This window comes from Bradyrhizobium acaciae, from assembly GCF_020889785.1.
GTDB classification, from domain to species: Bacteria; Pseudomonadota; Alphaproteobacteria; order Rhizobiales; family Xanthobacteraceae; genus Bradyrhizobium; species Bradyrhizobium acaciae.
In genome coordinates this window covers 1-19,333 of record NZ_JACMYK010000138.1, presented here as the reverse complement: position 1 = coordinate 19,333, position 19,333 = coordinate 1, and the positions used below count along the sequence as shown (strand labels likewise).

General features: G+C 64.9%; 15 protein-coding genes. 10 read left to right on the top strand and 5 right to left on the bottom strand.

Translation table 11 applies throughout. The features are described 5' to 3' along the window. Positions 1-639: FadR/GntR family transcriptional regulator (locus tag H8A92_RS33080; protein WP_229199583.1), on the bottom strand; the 639-nt coding region annotated here is incomplete at its 3' end. Positions 640-809: 170 nt separating this feature from the next. On the opposite strand from H8A92_RS33080, the gene H8A92_RS33075 reads away from it, so the two are divergent. From H8A92_RS33075 to H8A92_RS33045, 7 genes are all read left to right on the top strand, one after another. Beyond that, the gene (locus tag H8A92_RS33075) at positions 810-1,841 is read left to right on the top strand and encodes a TRAP transporter substrate-binding protein (RefSeq protein WP_229199582.1); all 1,032 of its coding nucleotides are present in this window, start codon (positions 810-812) and stop codon (positions 1,839-1,841) included. 9 nt (positions 1,842-1,850) lie between these two features. After that, positions 1,851-3,707 carry a TRAP transporter large permease gene (locus tag H8A92_RS33070; protein ID WP_229199581.1) on the top strand — a complete coding sequence of 619 codons (1,857 nt, stop codon included), beginning with the start codon at positions 1,851-1,853 and terminating at the stop codon, positions 3,705-3,707. A 12-nt stretch (positions 3,708-3,719) separates the two neighbouring features. Continuing rightward, positions 3,720-4,703, top strand: a complete 984-nt coding sequence (locus H8A92_RS33065) for an NAD(P)-dependent oxidoreductase (protein WP_229199580.1) — start codon at positions 3,720-3,722, stop codon at positions 4,701-4,703. 163 nt (positions 4,704-4,866) lie between these two features. Continuing rightward, entirely contained in the window at positions 4,867-6,063 is a 1,197-nt protein-coding gene (locus H8A92_RS33060; RefSeq protein WP_229199579.1) for an ABC transporter substrate-binding protein, read from the top strand. Positions 6,064-6,081: 18 nt separating this feature from the next. Then, complete coding sequence (locus H8A92_RS33055) at positions 6,082-6,939, top strand: branched-chain amino acid ABC transporter permease (RefSeq protein ID WP_229199578.1); 858 nt, start codon at positions 6,082-6,084, stop codon at positions 6,937-6,939. Beyond that, entirely contained in the window at positions 6,939-8,738 is a 1,800-nt protein-coding gene (locus H8A92_RS33050; protein ID WP_229199577.1) for a branched-chain amino acid ABC transporter ATP-binding protein/permease, read from the top strand. The genes H8A92_RS33055 and H8A92_RS33050 overlap by 1 nt, the downstream gene beginning before the upstream one ends. After that, the gene (locus H8A92_RS33045) at positions 8,719-9,462 is read left to right on the top strand and encodes an ABC transporter ATP-binding protein (protein ID WP_229199576.1); all 744 of its coding nucleotides are present in this window, start codon (positions 8,719-8,721) and stop codon (positions 9,460-9,462) included. The genes H8A92_RS33050 and H8A92_RS33045 overlap by 20 nt, the downstream gene beginning before the upstream one ends. 13 nt (positions 9,463-9,475) lie before the next feature. Here the strand turns inward: H8A92_RS33045 and H8A92_RS33040 are convergent, their stop codons facing one another. From H8A92_RS33040 to H8A92_RS33030, 3 genes are read right to left on the bottom strand one after another with little or no spacing between them, the layout of a single operon-like run. After that, entirely contained in the window at positions 9,476-10,516 is a 1,041-nt protein-coding gene (locus H8A92_RS33040) for an A4/G1 family peptidase (RefSeq protein ID WP_229199575.1), read from the bottom strand. Next, positions 10,513-11,403 (bottom strand): phosphatase PAP2 family protein, encoded by an 891-nt coding sequence (locus tag H8A92_RS33035; protein ID WP_229199574.1) that lies wholly within the window; start codon positions 11,401-11,403, stop codon positions 10,513-10,515. Before H8A92_RS33035 ends, H8A92_RS33040 begins: the two co-directional genes overlap by 4 nt. Before the next feature lie 43 nt (positions 11,404-11,446). Continuing rightward, positions 11,447-13,216: an adenylate/guanylate cyclase domain-containing protein gene (locus H8A92_RS33030; protein ID WP_229199573.1), complete on the bottom strand. Its 1,770-nt coding sequence runs from the start codon at positions 13,214-13,216 to the stop codon at positions 11,447-11,449. A gap of 703 nt (positions 13,217-13,919) precedes the next feature. Here H8A92_RS33030 and H8A92_RS33025 point away from each other — a divergent pair. Then, positions 13,920-15,212 carry an MFS transporter gene (locus H8A92_RS33025; RefSeq protein WP_229199572.1) on the top strand — a complete coding sequence of 431 codons (1,293 nt, stop codon included), beginning with the start codon at positions 13,920-13,922 and terminating at the stop codon, positions 15,210-15,212. A 104-nt stretch (positions 15,213-15,316) separates the two neighbouring features. Here the strand turns inward: H8A92_RS33025 and H8A92_RS33020 are convergent, their stop codons facing one another. Beyond that, positions 15,317-15,931 (bottom strand): TetR/AcrR family transcriptional regulator, encoded by a 615-nt coding sequence (locus H8A92_RS33020; protein ID WP_229199571.1) that lies wholly within the window; start codon positions 15,929-15,931, stop codon positions 15,317-15,319. Between the two features lie 171 nt (positions 15,932-16,102). Here H8A92_RS33020 and H8A92_RS33015 point away from each other — a divergent pair, with 171 nt between their 5' ends. Both H8A92_RS33015 and H8A92_RS33010 read left to right on the top strand, forming a co-directional pair. Beyond that, positions 16,103-17,335, top strand: coding sequence for a cytochrome P450 (locus H8A92_RS33015; protein WP_229199570.1), 1,233 nt, complete (start codon positions 16,103-16,105; stop codon positions 17,333-17,335). A gap of 201 nt (positions 17,336-17,536) precedes the next feature. Then, positions 17,537-19,333 (top strand): AsmA family protein (locus H8A92_RS33010; RefSeq protein ID WP_229199569.1); only part of this gene is annotated, 1,797 nt, incomplete at its 3' end.

The window sequence follows — 19,333 nt, the reverse complement described above, 5'->3', positions numbered from 1 at the left end:
GGCCTCTGCGTCGCCGCTCACGATCGCGTCCAGCACCGCGCGGTGCTCGATCAGCGCCCGGGGGCGGTGCGCGCCGGTTGCGGCGATCGTAAAGCTCTGGCGCAAGGTGATCTCGAACATCTGCGCGATCGGCCAGAAGAACTCGTTGCGGGTCGCGAAATAGATTGCCTGGTGGAACTTGATGTCGGCAGCGACGAACGCCTCGTTGGTTTGCGCCGCGTCCATCCCGTCGCATCCGGCGCGGATCCGCGCGATATCGTCTTCGTGGGCATGGGTGGCCGCAAGTGCCGCCGCGGCCGGTTCGACCGCGGAGCGCAGCTGGAACAGTTTGGCGAGATAGCGATCGATCTCCGCGGTCTCGAGGTGCCAGCGTAGCACGTCGGGATCTAGCTGATTCCATTGCTCGGGCGGCCGCACCCTTGTGCCGCTCTTGGGACGCGACTCGATCAGGCCCTTGCCGGTCAGGGTGCGGATTGCCTCGCGCACCACGGTGCGGCTGACATCCATCATCTCGCAGATCTGCATTTCCGGCGGCAGCGTCTCGCCGACGCCGATCTCGCCGCGCACGATGCTGCTGCCGACCCGGTCGGTGACCTGGCTGTGCACGCTCCGACGCAATGCGTTGGATGTCCGGAACATCGAAAGCCTCGCTGCGGTTGAGGCCTGCGCCGCCGCCGCGCGGCGCTCTTGCACAACCGTATGGCTTTTGTCATACATTATGACAAAAGCGCTGCCAAGCTCGGGCTAACCGGCGGGCGGCCGAGAGAATGCCAAGACAAAACGATCGGTTTCTGGGGAGGAGCATCATCATGACGTCGACGCGCGTGAGCCGCCGTATCGTGTTGCGGTCATCGGTCACTGCTGCGGCGTGGCTCGCCGCCGCGCCCGCCATCATCGGCCGCGCAGAGGCCGCGGCCATGAAGCTGCGATGCTCGTCGTCGCTTCCGAACGATCCCAAATACGCCAATGGCCGGGTCTACTACGACAACCTGGTCAAGAGCCTGAAGGCGAATGGGCTCGGCGAGCAGATCGAGGTCACCTTCTTCCCTGACAACCAGCTCGGCCAGGAAATCGACGTCATCAACTCGGTGAAGCTCGGGGTGGTCGACCTGATGGTGTCGGGCTCGTCGATCTCGGCGAACCTCGTGCCGCTGGTCGGCACTTTCGACCTCGGCTACCTCTTCTCCAGCTTCCAGCAGCAGACCAAGGCGTTCGACGCCGGCGCGGCGAAGCCGATCGAGGACGCGCTGCTCAAGGGCGCCGGCATCCACATCATCGCCTGGGCCTACAATTTCGGCGCCCGCAGCGTGTTGTCGAAGAAGCCGGTGAAGACGCCGGAAGATCTCGCCGGCCTCAAGATCCGCACGCTGCCCAACCCGATCATCACCGAATGCCTGCGGCTGATGGGGGCCGCGGCGACACCGCTGGCGTTCGGCGAGATTTATACGGCGCTGCAGGCCGGTGTGCTCGACGGCCTCGAGCACGATCCGCCGACCATCCTCGCCAGCAAGTTCTACGAGACGGCGAAGCATTATGCGCTGACCCAGCACATCTTCTCGCCGCTCGCGGTCTATTTCAGCGACACCACCTTCAACCGCATGGCTCCCAAGCTGCGCGAGGGCTTCCTCGATGCGGCGAAGCAGGCTGCGGCCGATACCCGTACGCACGGCCTCGCGGTGGAGAAGGAAGCGCTCGCATCGCTGGCCGAAAAGGGCGTCACGGTGGTCGAATGCGACAAGGAGGCGTTCCGCAAGCGCGTGCTGCCGCAGACCGACAATTTCATCAAGGCGCGGCCCGAGGCGAAGGCCGTGGTCGATCTGATCCGCGCCACCCAGGCCTGAGGTCGGCGCATGTCAGTCGCCGCAGTCGCGACGAGAAGCAGCGGTGACCGGATCACGGCGCCGTTGCTCGCGCTCAGTGATGCGATCGCCGCGGTCCTGCTCGCCGCCGATCTCGTGGTGGTCAGCGTCTCGGTGCTGGCCCGCTTCCTGTTCAACGCGCCGGTCGAGTGGTCCGACGACGTCGCCCGCGGCCTGATGGTCGGGTCGAGCTTCTTCGGTGCGGCGAGCGCGCTCGCGCGCAGCGAGAATCTCGGTGTCGCCTTCTTCGTGGACATGCTGGCGCCGGGCGTGCGGCGGGTCGTCGACGCGGTCGGGGCGCTGCTCGTCACCATCATTGCGGCTTACGTCGCGTTCAATGCCATCAAGATGGGCTGGCTGACCACGGGGCAGACCTCGGGCTCGGGGCTGCCGCTGGAATGGACTTTCTATCCGATGGGCGTCGGCGCGGCCTTCATGACGATCTTCGCGCTCGAGACGTTCCTTGGACGGCCGCTGCGCGACATGGCGGTAGGCATCGTCGCGACCGCCGTCATCGTTGGTCTCTATCTGGCCTGGGACGCGTTTGCACCGTCGTCGGTGCCGTCGTCGCAGACGTTGATGCTGATCGGCTTCTTCCTCACGCTGTTCGGCGGACTGCCGATCGGCTTTGCGCTGGCACTGGCGGCGCTGATCTTCATCTGGGTGGAAGGCACGTTGCCTGGCGTGATCTTCGCCCAGCAGATGGCGCGCGGTATCGACAATTTCGTGCTGCTGGCGATCCCGTTCTTCATCCTGGTCGGCTATCTGATGGAAGCCAACGGCATGTCGGTCCGGCTGATCGAGCTGCTGCAGCGTGCGGTCGGGCGGATGCGCGGCGGGCTCAACGTCGTGATGGTGATGTCGATGGTGCTGTTCTCCGGCATCTCGGGCTCGAAAATGGCGGATGTTGCGGCGGTCGGTTCGGTGCTGATCCCGGCGGCGCGCCGCTCGCGGCAGAACCCGGGCGGGGCAGTGGCGCTGCTTGCGGCTTCCGCCGTGATGGCGGAAACCATTCCGCCCTGTATCAACCTGATCATCCTCGGCTTCGTCGCCAACCTCTCGATCGGCGGACTGTTCGTCGCCGGCATGCTGCCGGCCGCGCTGATGGCCTTGGCGCTGATCGTGGTGTCGATCATCTTCGGCAAGCGCCCGGCGGCGAACGCGGAAGCCGAGCCGCGCGCGGCGGTATCAGGACTTTGGACCGGTGCGATCGCTTCGTTCGGGCTGATCTTCATGATCTTCTTCGGCTTCAAGAGCGGCTTCGCCACGGCGACCGAGATCTCGGCATTTGCTGCGATCTATGCCATCGCAGTCGGCAGCCTGTTGTTTCGCGAGCTCGGCGTGAAAAGCCTGGCGCACTGCTTCGTGCAATCCGCAACGCGCTCGGGACTGGTGCTGTTCATCGTCGCCGCGGCGCAATCGCTCGCCTTCATCCTGACCTTGCAACAGGTGCCGCACGCGGTCGGCGACCTCATGCTGGCGATCTCGGGCAGCCATGGCGTCTGGCTGTTCATGCTGCTGTCGATCCTGGTGCTGGTGGTGATGGGCTCGGTGCTCGAAGGCGCCGCGGCGCTGATCATCTTCGGCCCGCTGCTGCTGCCGGTGGCGGTCAAGCTCGGCATCGATCCCCTGCATTTCGGCGTCGTGCTTGTGATCGCGATGGGGCTCGGCCTGTTTGCGCCGCCGCTCGGGCTCGGGCTCTACGGCGCCTGCCTGATCGGCAACGTGCCGATCGAGCAGACCATCAAGCCGATTTTGGGCTATCTCGGCCTGCTGCTGCTGTGCCTGCTGGTGATCGCCTTCGTGCCGGCGATCAGCACGGCCTTGCCGCATGCACTCGGCTATTAGGGGAGTGCTGTCGTGAAGGTGCTGCTCGCCCATATCCCGCAAATGCGCCGCGACTATTACGGCGAGCGCAGCCTGAACGGCCTGCGCGCGGTCGCTGACGTCAAGCTGCACGAAGGGGATGAGCCGCTCGACGGCGCGACGCTCGTCGAGGCCGCGGCCGACGTCGACATTATCGTCGCCGATCGCATGACCCAGGGGCCAGGCGCGATCTTTCCGGTTCTGCCGAAGCTGCGCGCCTTCGTGCGCTGCGCGGTCGATATCCGCAATATCGACGTGGCCGCGGCATCCGCCGCCGGTGTGCTGGTGACGCAGGCGAGCGCCGGCTTCGTGCAATCGGTCGCCGAACTCGCGCTGGGCTTCATGGTCGATCTGTCGCGCGGCGTGTCGCGGGCCACTGCGGACTATCACGCGGGCAGGGCGCCCGAGGTCGTGATGGGCCGCCAGCTTGCGGGGAGCACGATCGGCATCATCGGCTATGGCAGCATCGGGCGCTATCTTGCCGGCCTTGCCAAGGCGCTCGGCATGACTGTGCTGGTCGCCGATCCCTTTGCCTCCATCGACGATGCGGCGATCGCGCATCTGCCGCTCGACGATCTGCTCGCGCGCGCCGATTACGTCGTCTGCCTCGCCATCGCCAACGCGCAGACCGAGAACCTGATCGGGGAGGCGGCGCTGGCGCGGATGCAGAAGCACGCGTTCTTCATCAACCTGTCGCGCGGCAATCTCGTCGACGAGGCGGCGCTGGTGGCCGCGCTGCGCAATGGCCGCATTGCGGGCGCAGCGCTGGATGTCGGCCGCGCGCCCGACCAGATGCCGACGCCGGAACTTGCGAAGCTCGGCAATGTAATCGCAACGCCGCATGTCGGCGGCCTGACGCCGCAGGCCATCGAGCATCAATCCTCGGAGACCGTGCGCCAGGTCGCGAAGATCGTTGCCGGAGAAATACCTGTCGGAGCTGTCAACGCGGAGCACTGGACGCGGCGGCCTCGGCCATGAAAGTTCGGCTGATCCCAATGCTATCGGAAGGGCTGGACAAGACCTTTACATCCAGCTCAAACTTGAACCTGTAAAACCCCGGCCAAAGAGCGCGCGGACAATCAATCAACGGACGTCCCGCAACAAACGACGGGCGCCGAGAGGGAAACAGGGAGTGCATCACATGGCCATTTCACGCCGTGACGTTTTGTTGGGCAGCGCCGGCGCACTGGGCGCCGCATCATTCTCCTTCCCGGCCCCGGCCATCGCGCAATCCGAACCGATCAAGATCGGCTGTCTCGCGGCGATCACCGGGCCGAGCTCGGCGCCCACCGTCGGCTTCAACCGCGGCGTCAATTTCGCGGTCGATGCCATCAACGGCGCCGGCGGTGTCAAGGGCCGCAAGATCGAGCTCGTGATGCGCGACACCCAGGGCGATCCGACCAAGGCTGTCAACGCCACGCAGGAGTTGATCAGCCAGGCCAAGGTCCACGCGATCTGGGGGCCGCTGAATTCGGGCGAGGCGCTGGCGACGACGCCGATCATGGCGCGCGCCAAGATGCCCGATTTGCACCCCTGCGTGGTCGAGACCCTGATCGATCCGGTCAAGTTCCCCAACGCGTTCCGCATCGCGCCGTCGAACAATCAATGGGACGACGCCGTGCGCAACTATTGCCTCAAGATCCTCAAGGTGAAGAAGGTCGCGGTGATCGGCGACACCACCGGCTATGGCGTCACCGCGGTCGGCGCCTCCGTTGCGGCGTTCAAGAAGGATGGCGCCGAGGTCGTCTATCAGGCCAATGTCGACGCCACACAGCCCGACATGACGCCGGACATGCTGCGCGCCAAGAACGCCGGCGCCGAGGCGATCGTGGTGTGGAGCGTTTCGACCGGCATGGAGGCGCGCATGTTCAACACCCGCGCCGCGATGAACTGGGACATTCCCTTTGTCGGGCACCCCTCGCTGGCCTCGGGCGAGCTCGCGAGCCTTGTTGCAAAACCGGAGAACTGGAAGAAGGTCTATGCGATCGGCTACAAGAGCTGCAGCTATGACGGCGCCGGCAAGCTGCCGGCGAAGAGCGCGGACCTGGTCGCGCGCCTGACCAAGGCCAATATCGCGTTGAACGACACGCTGCTGTGGTGGATCGCCGGCGGCATCGATTGCATCGAGCTGATCGCCAAGGCCGTCGGGGAAAGCGGCTCGACCGACAGCGCCGGCATCATCAACTACTGGAATTCGCTGTCGACCTATCCCGGCTATTTCGGCAATTACCGGTTCTCGCCGACCCAGCATAACGGTTACCTGACCGAAGAGATCGTGATGTCGGAAGCCTCTACCGCCAAGGACGGCACCTTCGCGCTGGCGCCGGGGTATACATAAAGAGCGAGGGCGCAGCCGATGCTGGCCTCGATCCTTGCATCCGGTCTCGCGGCGGGCGCGATCTACGCGCTGGTCGGCGTCACCTACAACACGATGTTCTCGACCTCGCGGGTGATGAGCTTCACCGCCGGCCAGCTTGCGATGCTGGGCGGCGTGTTCGGTTCGATGTTCACGCTGAAGCTCGGTCTGCCGATTGCCGCAGGCTTCGTGCTGACACTGCTCTGTTGCGCGGTGATCGGCATCATCACCGAATTCGTCGCGGTGCGGCCGGTGCTCAAGAGCCTCGATCAGCATCTCTACGTGCTCTCGACCTTGGCGGTCGCGCTGATGATCCAGCAGGTCACCGCGATCAAATGGGGCACCGAGCCGCAGCCGTTCCCGCGCATCGCAGGGCTAGGTGAGGGCGTGCTGGACGAAAAATTCTGGCTGCCGGTCGCCGCCTGCGCCGTCACCATCATCGGCCTTGAATATCTCTACCGCCGCACGCTGGTCGGCCGCGCGTTCCTGGCCATCGCGGAGGACAATTTTGCGGCCCGCGCGCTCGGCCTGCCGGAGCGCAATCTGCGGGTCGCGAGCTACGCGCTCGCGGGCGTGGTCGGCGGCATCGCCGGATTCTCCGGCGGGCAGCTGCTGCTCGCCTTCTTTGCCAACGGCGCGCTGCTGAATTTCTACGGCTTCGTGCCGGTGGCGCTCGGCGGGCTCGGCAACAACAGAGGCGCGATCATCGGCGGGCTGGCGCTCGGCCTGTTCCAGCAGGCGGCGAATTTCCTGGTCGGCGGCATCTTCTCGTCGGTCGCGGTGTTCACGTTGTTCATCGTGGTGCTGCTCGCGGCGCCGCAAGGGCTGTTCGGCAGCTCCACTGCGCGGAGGGTGTGATGACCTCGGTCGCAGCCGCGCCGCCCCGGACCGACAGCGGCGCATGGCGCGCCGCGCTACCGCACGTCCTGCCGTTCCTCGGCATTCTCGTGCTGGCGGTGCTGCTGCCGTTCGTCAGCAACGACTACTGGGTGCTAATCGGCACGCGGGCCGCGATCTACTGGGTGCTGGTGTCCGGCCTCAATCTGGTGGTCGGCTTCGCCGGCCATCTCGCGATCGGATATGTCGCGCTGCTGACGCTCGGCGCCTACACCACCAGCGTGCTGGTCGCCGGCAATGTGATGCCGGCCGTTCCGGTGTTCGCCGCCTTGCCGATCGCAGGCCTGATCGGTGCGGTCTTCGGCGTGATCGTCGGCCTGCCGGCCTTGCGCCTGCGCACCTTCTACTTCGCGATGTCGACGCTTGGCTTTGCGACCATCGTGACCCAGATCGCGCTGGCCTGGCAGAGCGTGACCGGCGGCGGCATCGGCATTACCGGTCCGGAATTCCCGGCGCCGTTCAACACGCCGTGGGGATTTTATGGGCTCTGCGTCGGTTTCGCCGCGTTGACGACCTGGATGAGCGCCAACGTCGCGCGCAGCCGGTTCGGCCGCGCCCTGATCGCGGTGCGCGACGCCGAGGTCGCCGCTGAGGCCAGCGGCATCTCCAAGCCGAACATGCTGATCGCAATCTTCCTGTTCGCCGGGGCGCTGGCGGCCATTGCCGGCGGGTTGTTCGCAACGCTGCAGACCTACATCACGCCCGATGCCTTCACCTTCGATCTCTCGGTGCTGTTCTTCATCGCGATCCTGATCGGCGGCCGCGGCTCGATCCTCGGACCGATGCTCGGTACCATCATTCTGACCATCCTGCCGGAGATCGCCGCGCCGCTCGCGGCCTGGTCGACCTTTCTCTACGCGGTGCTGCTGCTTGTGATCGTGCTGGTGATGCCCGGCGGCATCGCGGCGCTGCTCGATTTCCGCAACCGCCGTCCGCTTGCCAGCAACCGTGCCATCGTTCCGCGCCCGGCCGCGCTCGCCGACATCGTGCGCCGGCGCGATGGCGGCAAGACGCTGCAGCTGCGCGGCATCGCGCTCAGCTTCGGCAATGTGAAGGCGATCGACGGCCTCGACCTCGACGTCGCACCCGGCCGGATCCATGGCCTGATCGGTCCGAACGGCAGCGGCAAGACCACGACGCTGAACGTGATCTCGGGCTATTACGGCGCGAAGGCCGGCAGCATGACGCTCGGCGACGCAGTCTTGCCCGCGGGCCAACCAGTCAGCCGTGCGGCGTGCGGCATCGCGCGCACCTTCCAGACGCCGCGCGTGATCGGCGAAGCCTCGGTGCTGGAAAATGTCATGATCGGCGGCTCGATCGAGGGCAGGGCCAATTTCGTCGAGGCGATGCTCGCATTGCCGCGTAACGGTGCGGACGAGCGCATGCTCGCCGCGAAGGCCCGCGCGCTGCTCGGCGTCGTCGGCCTCGAGGCGCTTGCCGATGTGCGCGCCGATCGGCTGCAGCACAGTGAACTGCGCTTCATCGAGGTCGCGCGGGCGCTGATGCTCGATCCCGACTTCCTGCTGCTCGATGAGCCCGCGGCAGGTCTTTCCAATGACGAGATCGAGCGGCTCGCCGCGTTGATCAAGGCGATCTGCGGCCGCGGCACCGGTGTGCTGCTGGTCGAGCATCATGCCGATCTGATCTTCGACATCTGCCACCAGGTCACCGTGCTCAATCTCGGCCGCACGCTGGCGGCGGGAACGCCGGCGGAGATCCGCGTCCACAAGGAGGTCGTCAGTGCTTACCTCGGCGGCTGAACCTCTGCTCAAAGTGAGCGCGCTGGAGTCCGGCTACGGCAAGATCCGCGTGCTGCACGGCATCGACATCACGATCGCTGCGGGCGAGGTGGTCGCGTTGCTCGGCCCCAACGGCGCCGGCAAGACCACGCTGCTGCGCGCGATGTCGGGATTGTTGCCCGTCAATGCCGGGCAGGTCCGGTTCGGCGGCCGCGACATGACCAACGCCACGCCGCGCGATGCCGCGCGGGCCGGGCTCGTGCATGTGATCGAGGGACATCGCGTGTTCACGCAGATCTCGGTCACCGACAATCTGCTGCTCGCCGGCTACGACCTGCCGCGCGCCGAACGCGCGGTGCGCATCGAGGAGGCGTTGGCGTTCTTCCCGGAGATCGCCGAGAAGCGGAATGAGCGCGGCGGCGCACTCTCGGGCGGGCAGCAGCAGATGCTGACGGTGGCCCAGGGGCTGGTCCGCCGTCCGCGGCTGTTGATGCTCGACGAGCCCTCGGCGGGACTGTCGCCGGTGCTGGTCGATCGCGTCCTCAACGTCATCGGCCGGCTGCGTGAGCAGGGAACCTCGGTGCTGCTGGTGGAACAGCTGCTCGAGAAGGCACTGGCGTGTGCCGATCGTGTCTACGCGCTGGTGCAGGGCGCGATCGCGCTTCAAGCGTCGACCGGAGAAAGCGACCTCGCGCACCGGCTCGAGCGCGCCTATTTCGGCCATGAAAGCCACGCGCTCGCGTAGTGCACTCCGCTGGCTAGCGGAAGTAGGTCAGGAACTCGGTCGAATCGATCGGCCTCGCAATGGAGGGCTTCTCGGTCCTTTCCGGGGTCTCCTTCTTCACGACGTACATGTCGATGAGTTTCGCGCCGGAGAGATTGCGCTCCACCGTCGCTCCCGTATCCATGTTGATTGCCGACGCGCCGCAATCGTGGAAGACCACCGTACCGTAGTCCGGGAGCTGCAGCGGGGTTGGATTTCCCGGGGCGGCCGACCTCTCCATCACCCATTCCGCGGTTGCGCCGGGAATGTTGAAGGGTTGCCCCAGACCGGTCAGGGGTGCGGTTTGAAAGAACTGCACGGAGCGACTGGTCGTCAGGTTCGTGATCACGAACGACACGCCGGTGCGATCCGGCGCGACCTGCATGAGGCACATGATCAGATCGCCGGCATGGATCTTCGGCGACACGAGCGTGATGGGATGCGACTGGGCCGGGTCGCCCCTTACCCACCATTGCCACCACGCAAAGAACGACGTCGTCGGATTGCCCGCGCCCGTGCCAGGGTCGATGTTCTGCGCGGTGCCGATTTGCGGCAGTGTCGATCTGTAATACCGACGTTGTCCGTCAAAGCCGATCCAGGTCGAACTGTGATATGTCTCGCTGGCGCGGCCGTCAGCCGGCTGAGTTGGCGTCGGCACCTGAAACTTCCCCCAGACCGACGAGAAGATGGTGCCATCCCTCGGTGTGATGTAGGCACCGGACCAGTTGAGGCTGCTTTCCCGCCGCGGCGATTGGTTGAATGATCGGCGCAGCCCCGCCGTGACCGGGGAAAGCACCCGGATATCGAACGCCTCGAACGCCACCGTCGGGCTAAACATCTTCTGCCAGAATGCATACTCGGCCGGCTGAAGCACCGGGTCCGGGCGTCTCGGAAAACCGAGCGCCTTCAACTCGTCCTGCGACGCCACCAAGGCGCGAAATCCGGTAGGGGGAAGTGCGCTGGTCGTCGAATTCTCAATGGCCTGCTTGAGGCCTTCGGTGTCGTATGCGGGGCTCCGCCCATCCCGGGTGCTCATTGCCATTCGCCCGCGGTCGCCGCGATTGCGTTGTCAAACATCGGCACGACGTTTGGTGTCAGGATGACGGTGTCCAGCAAATCGGCAATTCTGGCGCCGGCTTCCGAATCTTTCGGATAATGCACACCGGCAATCTCGCGGTTTCGGGCGATCGAATCCGCCAGAATCGACAGGTCGGATTTCCATACGGCCTGGTCGGCGGCGGACATCGCCGTTGCGGCGAACACCCTGAGCATGCAGTTCTTCATGAAATGCGCCTGGGTGGAATGCCCGCTCGGCCAGGACGCGTGGCCGGGGACCTGGATCGGCGGCAGCAGGGCGGGGCAAATCTGCGAGGGCCGAGGCAAATCGTACCTGTCCTTGAAATACAATGCGGCAAAGGACCCAATCAAACTCGCGATGTTCAACAGGCGCCAGGTTTGCGTGTGCGAGCCGGGCCTGGCGGTCAGCACAGCCAGAAAATCCGTGAAGAATTCGACATCCTGCGAAAGGATCAGTCCCATGGCATCCGGCCGCTCGTCCCGCGCCGCGAGCACAAGGTTGTCGATCTGGGCGGCATAGTTGGTGACCAGGTCGGTACGAATCTGGGTGAGGGTGGCGTCAGCGTCGACGGTCGCTGCCCAGCCGGGGACGTTAGCGATGAACTGATGCAAGACACGCCACGCGTACCAGTCCGCGGACCACTGCCGGCTGCCGAAATGCTGTGGCGGCGTCCGCCGCAGGCTGCCAAGCTCGTTGGTGCCGGAGGGGTCGAGCCTCGTGACGAACGGCAGATCAACCCGGTCTGAAATAAACCAACCACCCCCTCCGACGTTGCCAGTGTTTCCGGTGTTGCCGGTATTGCCGGTGTTTCCGGTATTGCCCGTGTTACCCGTGTTGCCTGTCATTGACGTCTCTCCCTCTTTCGGCAGTTGTCGTCAGCAATACCGGTCAATCAGGAAGCCCCGCCGATCGCAGGTGGCCGAGCCAGGTTTCCAATGCATCGCCACGAAACGGGCAGTGCGGCGCGTAGGACGAAATGCGGAATCCGGGTTGAATTTCCAGATAGCGGCGCGCCGCTTCCGCCGCTTCTTCACGACGGCCCAGGGCACCGAGCGTGACGATGTGCAGGCGATGATTGAAGCGAATAAGTCCGTTGCGGTTCAATGCGCCCCGCACCCACTCCAGCGCCTGCTCGTAGTCGCCGTTCACATAGTGAGCCTGGCCGAACAATCCCTCGTGCCAGAACGAGCGCGCGTCGAGCGGCGAGAGCCGGACGCCCTGCTCGCCCTGGCGGATGGCGGCTGGGCCATCACCAAGAAAGCCGGATGTCGCGCTCGCCATGGTCCAGGCCATCGCTGAACTCGGGCCGGCGGCAATCGCGCGGTCGAGGGCTATCCTCGCGCTTTGAAAGTCATGCAGCAGAAATGACTGGACGTGACCATACACCGCCAGCGCGAATGCGTCGTCACCGCCTCGATCGATCGCCTCCTTGGCGTATCTGGCACCGGCGATGACGTCGCCCTCAGGATCCGGCGATCCGATTTCGCCGATCCGGAACACGTACCACAGCGCGACGTAGGAATAGGCCAACGCAAAATTTGGGTCGTGTGAAATGGCTTGCTCGAGCAGGCCCCGCGCCCTCGAAAAGGAGTCGTAGTCCATCCGGTACAGCAAATCGAGCGCCTGCAGGACGAGATCGTAGGCGGTCAGGTTCTGCGGATGCTTGCGCATTGATCGCATCAGCTCACGCTCGCGAACCTGCGGCGCGATTTGTCTTACGACGTTGATGGCGATCCGATCCTGAAGCGCAAACAGTTCGCGAAGGTCGCCTTCGTGCAAATCCGATCGAATGACTTCGCCCGACTCGGCGTCGCTGAGCTCGGTCACGATACGGACCGAGGTCATCGTCCTTTGGATGCCGCCATAGAGGACATAACGAACCCCGAGCCGCCGCCCGATCTCGCGCACGTCGACGTTGCGGCCGCTGAAGCCGAGGCTGGACCCGCGTGATACGACAAAAAGCTCCTTGAGCCCGGCAAGGCCGCGGATGATGTCGTCAACCACGCCATCGGCGAAATAACCCTCTTCCGGAGTGGCGAGGTTCATTCGGAACGGCAGGACGGCAATCGAGGGGCGAGGTTCCGAGCCCACCGGGGCTTCGCCAACAAGCTTCGCGGGCTGCATGGAACGGTGGAGCGCATATACGCGGACAGGCCGGCCCATGTTGCGCAGATGCAGATCGCCGAGGTCGATCACGCTGACGTCCAGGTCCTTGCCGATCTGCTCGGCAACGGCGCCTGACACCACGACGCCGCCCGCTTGCGCATAGTTCTGAAGCCGCGCCGCGATGTTCACGCCCTCGCCATAGACGTCATCTTCTTCAACGATGATGTCCGCGGCATTCAGCCCGATGCGAAAGCTGATGCGCTCGTCAGCGGGCATTGCGGCTGTATTCAAGGCCAGAGCTTCTTGCAGCGACAGGGCACATCGCGTTGCATCGCGCGCGGTATCGAATGTTGCAAGGAAGCCGTCGCCGGTATTCTTGACGATCCTTCCGTTCTGCGCCGTGACGCCCGGGGTGAGGATTTCCGAGCGCAACTGCATCAGCCGGGTATGGGTGTTTTCCTCATGCGCCTCCATCAAGCGCGTATATCCGACCACGTCTGCCGCAAGGATTGCCGCGAGACGTCGGCGAACTTCCGGGACCGATGGGGTCATCATATTATTGATACTTCTGTGAAATTTTTACTGATACGCGACTAAAATCCGGCACAAGCAACAGGACACCAATGGCAAAAGAATATCGTCATCAAGATCATAAAGGAAGGCTTCATCCCGAGGTGTGCCAACCGAGCGGGCTGGTACAGCATAGTGTTTGCAATCTATGAGGGAGTGCTCGTGGATGCGCAATCGCGATACTCCCAACTGGTGGGACGATGCAGGCCAGCCAGGCATTCGCGCCTTGCGCATGCAACGCAAATGCGCCCCTTGACGTCATGGCTGGATCATCTCGCGGCGAAAACTCGTCACCATTGATCTGCGTCAATGCATGAAACGGCATTCTGCCGTCTCGCCGCCGATCGCGGGCGAGTTTGGCCGGGCGCGCGGTGCTACCGCTGGAGCGATCGTCATCGTTGTCTCCGGTGCCGCCAGTCGTCCGATCGAACGTGCTCGGAATGTCCGCAGGCAACGGAAGATCAGCTGACATGGCCGAGGGCTTCGACATCGCGCGCGAGTTTGCCGCGCCAAGCCTGACTGTCTATGAATTGCTTCACACAGTTTGGACTGTTGATTGAGCGAATTGACGCGGGCTGCTGGAATAACCGCCTTGGAAGCCACCTTGTCGGTCCATGGGACTTGACCGTCAGCGGCACGGGCTGAAACAAGTATTCGTCCTCTGACCCTGGCAACGAAGACCCCCATGCGACTTCCCTTCTTCTACGGCTGGATCATCGTCGCGGTGACGTTCGTCACCATGGCCATCGGCGTCAATGCGCGCACGGCGTTCTCGCTGTTCTATCCGCCGATCATCTCCGAGTTCGGCTGGGAGCGCGGCGTCACGGCGGGCGCATTCTCGTTCGGCTTTGTCGCCTCCGCGATCGCGAGCCCGCTGATCGGACGGTTGATGGACCGCCGCGGTCCGCGCGCGGTGATGGAGCTTGGCGTGCTGCTGATGGGCTCGGGCCTGCTGCTGGCGCCGCTGACCACGCAACCCTGGCATCTCTATCTCACCATCGGCGTGCTGGTCGGCTCCGGCAGCGTCTGTCTCGGTTATTCCGGCCAGTCGCTGTTCGTGCCGAACTGGTTCATCCGCAGTCGCGGACTTGCGATCGGGCTCGCCTTTGCCGGCGTCGGCATCGGTTCGGTGACGCTGCTGCCATGGGTGCAGCACATGATCGAGCACACCGGCTGGCGCACCGCCTGCACGGCAATGGGGATCGTGGTGCTGGTCGTGCTCGCGCCGATCAATTTGCTGCTGCACAAGCGTCCGGAGGACATCGGCCTGCAGCCGGACGGCGACGCGGCACCGACGGCGACGTCGACGAGGCCCGCATCGAACATCGTCGATCCGGTGTGGGCCGGCACCGACTGGACGCTGTCGCGTGCGTTGCGCACCGCGCGGTTCTGGTGGATCGCGATCGGCTATTTCTGCGGCCTGTACATCTGGTACGCCGTCCAGGTGCACCAGACCAGATTCCTGCTCGACATCGGCTTCAGCTCCAATGTCGGCGTCTGGGCGCTTGGCGTCGTCAGCCTACTCGGCATTCCCGGCCAGATCTGGCTCGGGCATCTCTCCGATCGCATCGGCCGTGAATGGGTGTGGGCGATCTCCTGCTTCGGCTTCGTGATCTGCTTCGCCGCGCTGGCCGCGCTGAAGTACTGGCCGAGCATGGCGCTGATCTATCTCATGGTCTTCACCCAGGGCGCGCTCGGCTACGGCCTGACGTCCGTGATGGGACCGGTGGTGCTGGAGATCTTCCAGGGCAGGCATTACGGCAGCATCTTCGGCACCGTGATGCTGGCTGCGCTCGCCGGCGGAGCGGCCGGCCCCTGGATCACCGGCCAGCTCTATGACCTCTCGGGCAGCTATACGAGCGCGTTCCTGCTCGGGATTGCCGTCAGCCTGCTGTCGGCGTTCGCGATCTGGCAGGCTTCGCCCCGCAGGGTCCGCGCCGTCGCCGGACAGATGCACAAGATCGCAAGCGCGGCGTGAGCCTGGAGCCCTTTCCGTTCCGATGGAATCGGAACGGGGGCTCTAGATTCTCGTTTGACGCGTTTTCTTCACGCGAACCGGTAGCCACTTCGCTCGAAAACGCTCTAGCGGGCGGACGACACGCCGATCGCGCGCTGCAAGTCGGTGATGGCGCGCAGGAAGCTGTCTGCCGGCGTGGTCTCCGGATCGATCAGGCGGTGCAGGCGGAAGCCGTCTTCGAGCGCCAGCACGACGGCACCGGTCCATTCCGGGTTGAGCGCGCCGTTCCGGCCGCCGTTCTTCCCTGTCGTCGCGACGATGTCCGTGATCAGCTGGCGCCGCGCGCGCAGCCGTTTTGCCAGTTCAGGCCGTCGCTTTTCCGCGCGTGCGACGAACAGGATCATCTCCATGTGCAGGAGCGGTGAGCGGCCGAGTGGATCTTGCCGGCTGCGGTCCATGGTCCGGAGTGCCTCGATGAAATCGGCAAGGTTCTGGTGCTGGGCCAGCAAGTCGAGACATCGCCGGATCGATTGCTCGACGTGATCCTCAAGCATGGCGAAGATCAGTTCGTCCTTGCTCTTGAAGTTCGAATAGAACGCGCCGCGGGTGAAACCCGCCGCGGCCGCGATCGCCTCGATGCTGGCACCGCCGATGCCCTGTTCCTCGAACACCCGCGCCGCCGCCTCGAACAGCTTCTCACAGGTGTCGTCCCGTGTCGGTCTGGTTCGAACCCTTGACATCCGCGCAGTTTAGGGCAGAATGCAACTCGATACAAGAGTGTATCGAGTTGCATTTGTAAAAGCTCGAGTTGCTAAAATCACAATGGCCGTACCCGTGTTGGCGCGGTCTTGAGGATGACACCAAGGCGCGCCAGAGTGCAGGCACCGGCGTAGCGCACGAACGAGGTCACCATGAACGAGCAAGTTCAGCCGGCCAGCGGCGAGCCGCTTTTCAACCCACTGGCGCCCGAATTCATTCGCAATCCCTATCCGTATTATGAGCGGCTGCGCCGCTTCGATCCGATGCATGTCAACGCGCACGGCGCCTTCGTCGCCAGCCGCCACGCCGAGGCGAGCCTGGTGCTGCGCGACAAGCGCTTCGGCAAGGACTATGTCGAACGTACGATCCGCCGCTACGGCCCCAAGATCATGGATGAGCCGGTCATCCGCAGCATGAGCCACTGGATGCTGCAGCAGGATCCGCCCGACCACACCCGCCTGCGCGGCCTCGTCGTCAAGGCGTTCACCGCACGCCGCGTCGAGGATATGCGTCCGCGCATCCAGCACGTGGTCGACGAGACGCTCGACCGCATCATTCCGCAGGGGCGGATGGACCTGATCGAGGATTTCGCGTTCCGCCTGCCGGTCACGATCATCTGCGACATGCTCGGCATTCCCGAGGAGCATCGCGAGGCTTTCTACACCGGCTCGCGTGACGGGGGACGTCTGCTCGAGCCGGTACCGCTCACGCCGGAGGAGATCAAGCAAGGCAACGCCGGCAATGCGATGGCGGCGATGTACTTCCATCAACTGTTCGAGCTGCGGCGCAAGCAGCCCGGCGACGACCTCACCACGCAGCTGGTGCAGGCCGAAGAGGATGGCCAGAAGCTCACCAATGAGGAGCTGACCGGCAACATCATCCTGCTGTTCGGTGCCGGCCACGAGACCACCGTGAACCTGATCGGCAACGGCCTGCTCGCGCTGTTCCGCAATCCGGACCAGCTCGCGCTGCTGAAGGCCAATCCCGGCCTGATCACCAATGCGATCGAAGAGTTCCTGCGTTACGATTCGTCGGTGCAGATGACCGGCCGTGTCGCGCTGGAGGACATCGAGGATCTCGGCGGCAAGCGCATCCCGAAGGGCGAGAGCGTGCTGTGCCTGCTCGGCTCGGCCAACCACGATCCGGCGGTCTATCCCGACCATCCCGAAAAGCTCGACATCCAGCGGCCGAACGTGCGGCCGCTGTCGTTCGGCGGCGGCATCCATTTCTGCCTCGGCGCCCAGCTGGCGCGGATCGAGGCCGAGATCGCGATCTCGACGCTGCTGCGCCGGATCCCCGACCTGCGGCTCGATGACGCGGAAAATCCGGAGTGGCGGCCGACCTTCGTGCTGCGCGGGCTGAAGCGGCTCCCGGCGAGCTGGTGACGTTCCCGCGGGGCTGTGACGCTGCGGCGAGGCCGGCGCACGCACGCTTGAACGGAAATTCACCATGTACCCGAAGTCGCAGCGGTAAAGCCGCTGTGACTTCGCCATACTTGTCTCTATATTTGGGTTGCTCCGGCCAAGGGTTGGCAAAAGGGTTCAGCATAAGGAGGCTGCCGCGGAGCGGGCTCAAAGGGAGACACCGTGCAGACGACGCTGCTCGGCCTGGCAATCGCCTTCATTCTTGCACTGGTCGCCGCGCTGATCGGTCCGTATTTTGTTGACTGGAACCAGTTCAGGCCGCAGTTCGAGGAGGAGGCGTCGAAGATCATCGGCGCGCCGGTTCGCGTCGCCGGCAATCTCGACGCGCGCCTGCTGCCTGCGCCCTCGCTGCGGTTGAAAACCGTCACCGTCGGCGGCGTCAACGACCTCGGCAGGGTCCGGGCCGCCAATCTCGACGTCGAGTTCAGCCTGAGTTCGCTGATGCGCGGCGAGGTGCGCGCGAACGAGCTCACCATCAATGGCGTGTCGCTCGATCTCGGGCTCGATCCGAAGGGGCGGATCGAATGGTCTCCGTCGAGCGGGGCCTTCAACCTGGCTTCGCTGGCAATCGACCGTCTCAATCTGACCGGCCGCGTCGCGCTGCATGATGCCGCGAGCCGCAGCACGCTCGAGCTGAATGATATTGCCTTCAGTGGCGATGTCCGCTCGCTTGCCGGTGCGATCCGCGGCGACGGCAATTTCATGTTCGAGGGCAACCGCTACCCGTTTCGGATCTCGTCGGGGCAAAGCGCCGACGGCAGCGGCACCCGCCTGCACTTCAACATCGATCCCGGGCAGCGGCCGATGTCCGCCGATCTCGACGGCATCCTGACCTTCGAGGCGCGCGCGCCGCGGTTCGAGGGGGCCGTGACGCTGGCCGGCACGCCGGGCCAGCGCGGCGGCAGCGACATGCCGCCCTGGCGGATCGCAGCCAAGGTGAAATCGGATTACTCGGCGGCGCGTCTCGACCAAATCGAGGTGAGCTATGGCGCCGAGGACCGCGCATTGAAGCTCGCGGGCAATGGCGATCTTCGCTTCGGCGCGTCGCCGCTGCTGCGGGCCTCGCTCACGGCGCGGCAGCTCGACGGCGACAGGTTCGCGGCCAAGGATAGCGCCAAGGACAGCACCAACGGCAATGTCGAGCCGGTGCGCGTGTTGCCGGCCCTGCGTGCGGTGCTGTCGGGCCTTCCGCAAAGTCCGATACCGGCACAGCTGGAGCTGGCATCGGAGCAGATCATGCTCGGCGGCCGTCCCCTGCAGGACATCTCGGCCGAGCTGCAATCGGATGCGAAATCATGGACGGTGCGCCGGCTGGAGTTTCGCGCACCGGGATCCACGCGGGTCTCGCTGAGCGGTGCCAGCGCACAGGCAGGCGCCTCGAACAGCTTCAAGACCGCGCTCAACATCGAATCGTCCGATCCCGATGCCTTGATGACCTGGCTGCAGGGACGCGGCGACATCACCTATCGCAGCCAGAAGCCGTTGCGGTTGCGCGGCGACGTCACGGTGTCGCCATCAGGCTTTTCGATCGACGCGATGAAGGCGGAGATCGAGGGCGGCGCGCTCGAAGGCCGCGTCGCGGTCGCGCATCGCGAGGCGGCGAACGGCTCGAAGGTCGAGGCACAGTTGAAGGCGGAGCGGCTCGATCTCGATGCGACTGCGGCATTCGTCCGCTCGCTGGCCGGCCCGCAAGCCGAATGGCCCGACGAGGCACAGCTGTCGCTCGACGTCGGGCGCGCGATCTGCTCGGGGCAGGAATTGCGGCCGCTGCTGGCGAAGGTCACCTACAGCCCGAAGACCATCGTGCTCGAGCGCGTGAAGATCGGTCAGCCCGACAATGTCACGCTCGACGGCAGCGGCAGTTTCGACCGCGCCAATTCGACCGGCAAGCTCGCGGTCGATGCGACCGCCGCGTCGCTCGGCCGGCTCACCGCCGTCGTCCAGCCGTTCGCGCCGGCG

Excerpts from the sequence above, each read along its gene's own strand:
- H8A92_RS33055 (WP_229199578.1), top strand. The coding sequence starts at position 6,082 with ATGCTGGCCTCGATCCTTGCATCCGGTCTCGCGGCGGGCGCGATCTAC.
- H8A92_RS33025 (WP_229199572.1), top strand. The coding sequence starts at position 13,920 with ATGCGACTTCCCTTCTTCTACGGCTGGATCATCGTCGCGGTGACGTTC.
- H8A92_RS33075 (WP_229199582.1), top strand. The coding sequence starts at position 810 with ATGACGTCGACGCGCGTGAGCCGCCGTATCGTGTTGCGGTCATCGGTC.
- H8A92_RS33015 (WP_229199570.1), top strand. The coding sequence starts at position 16,103 with ATGAACGAGCAAGTTCAGCCGGCCAGCGGCGAGCCGCTTTTCAACCCA.
- H8A92_RS33050 (WP_229199577.1), top strand. The coding sequence starts at position 6,939 with ATGACCTCGGTCGCAGCCGCGCCGCCCCGGACCGACAGCGGCGCATGG.
- H8A92_RS33070 (WP_229199581.1), top strand. The coding sequence starts at position 1,851 with ATGTCAGTCGCCGCAGTCGCGACGAGAAGCAGCGGTGACCGGATCACG.
- H8A92_RS33020 (WP_229199571.1), bottom strand. The coding sequence starts at position 15,931 with ATGTCAAGGGTTCGAACCAGACCGACACGGGACGACACCTGTGAGAAG.
- H8A92_RS33060 (WP_229199579.1), top strand. The coding sequence starts at position 4,867 with ATGGCCATTTCACGCCGTGACGTTTTGTTGGGCAGCGCCGGCGCACTG.
- H8A92_RS33030 (WP_229199573.1), bottom strand. The coding sequence starts at position 13,216 with ATGACCCCATCGGTCCCGGAAGTTCGCCGACGTCTCGCGGCAATCCTT.
- H8A92_RS33040 (WP_229199575.1), bottom strand. The coding sequence starts at position 10,516 with ATGAGCACCCGGGATGGGCGGAGCCCCGCATACGACACCGAAGGCCTC.
- H8A92_RS33035 (WP_229199574.1), bottom strand. The coding sequence starts at position 11,403 with ATGACAGGCAACACGGGTAACACGGGCAATACCGGAAACACCGGCAAT.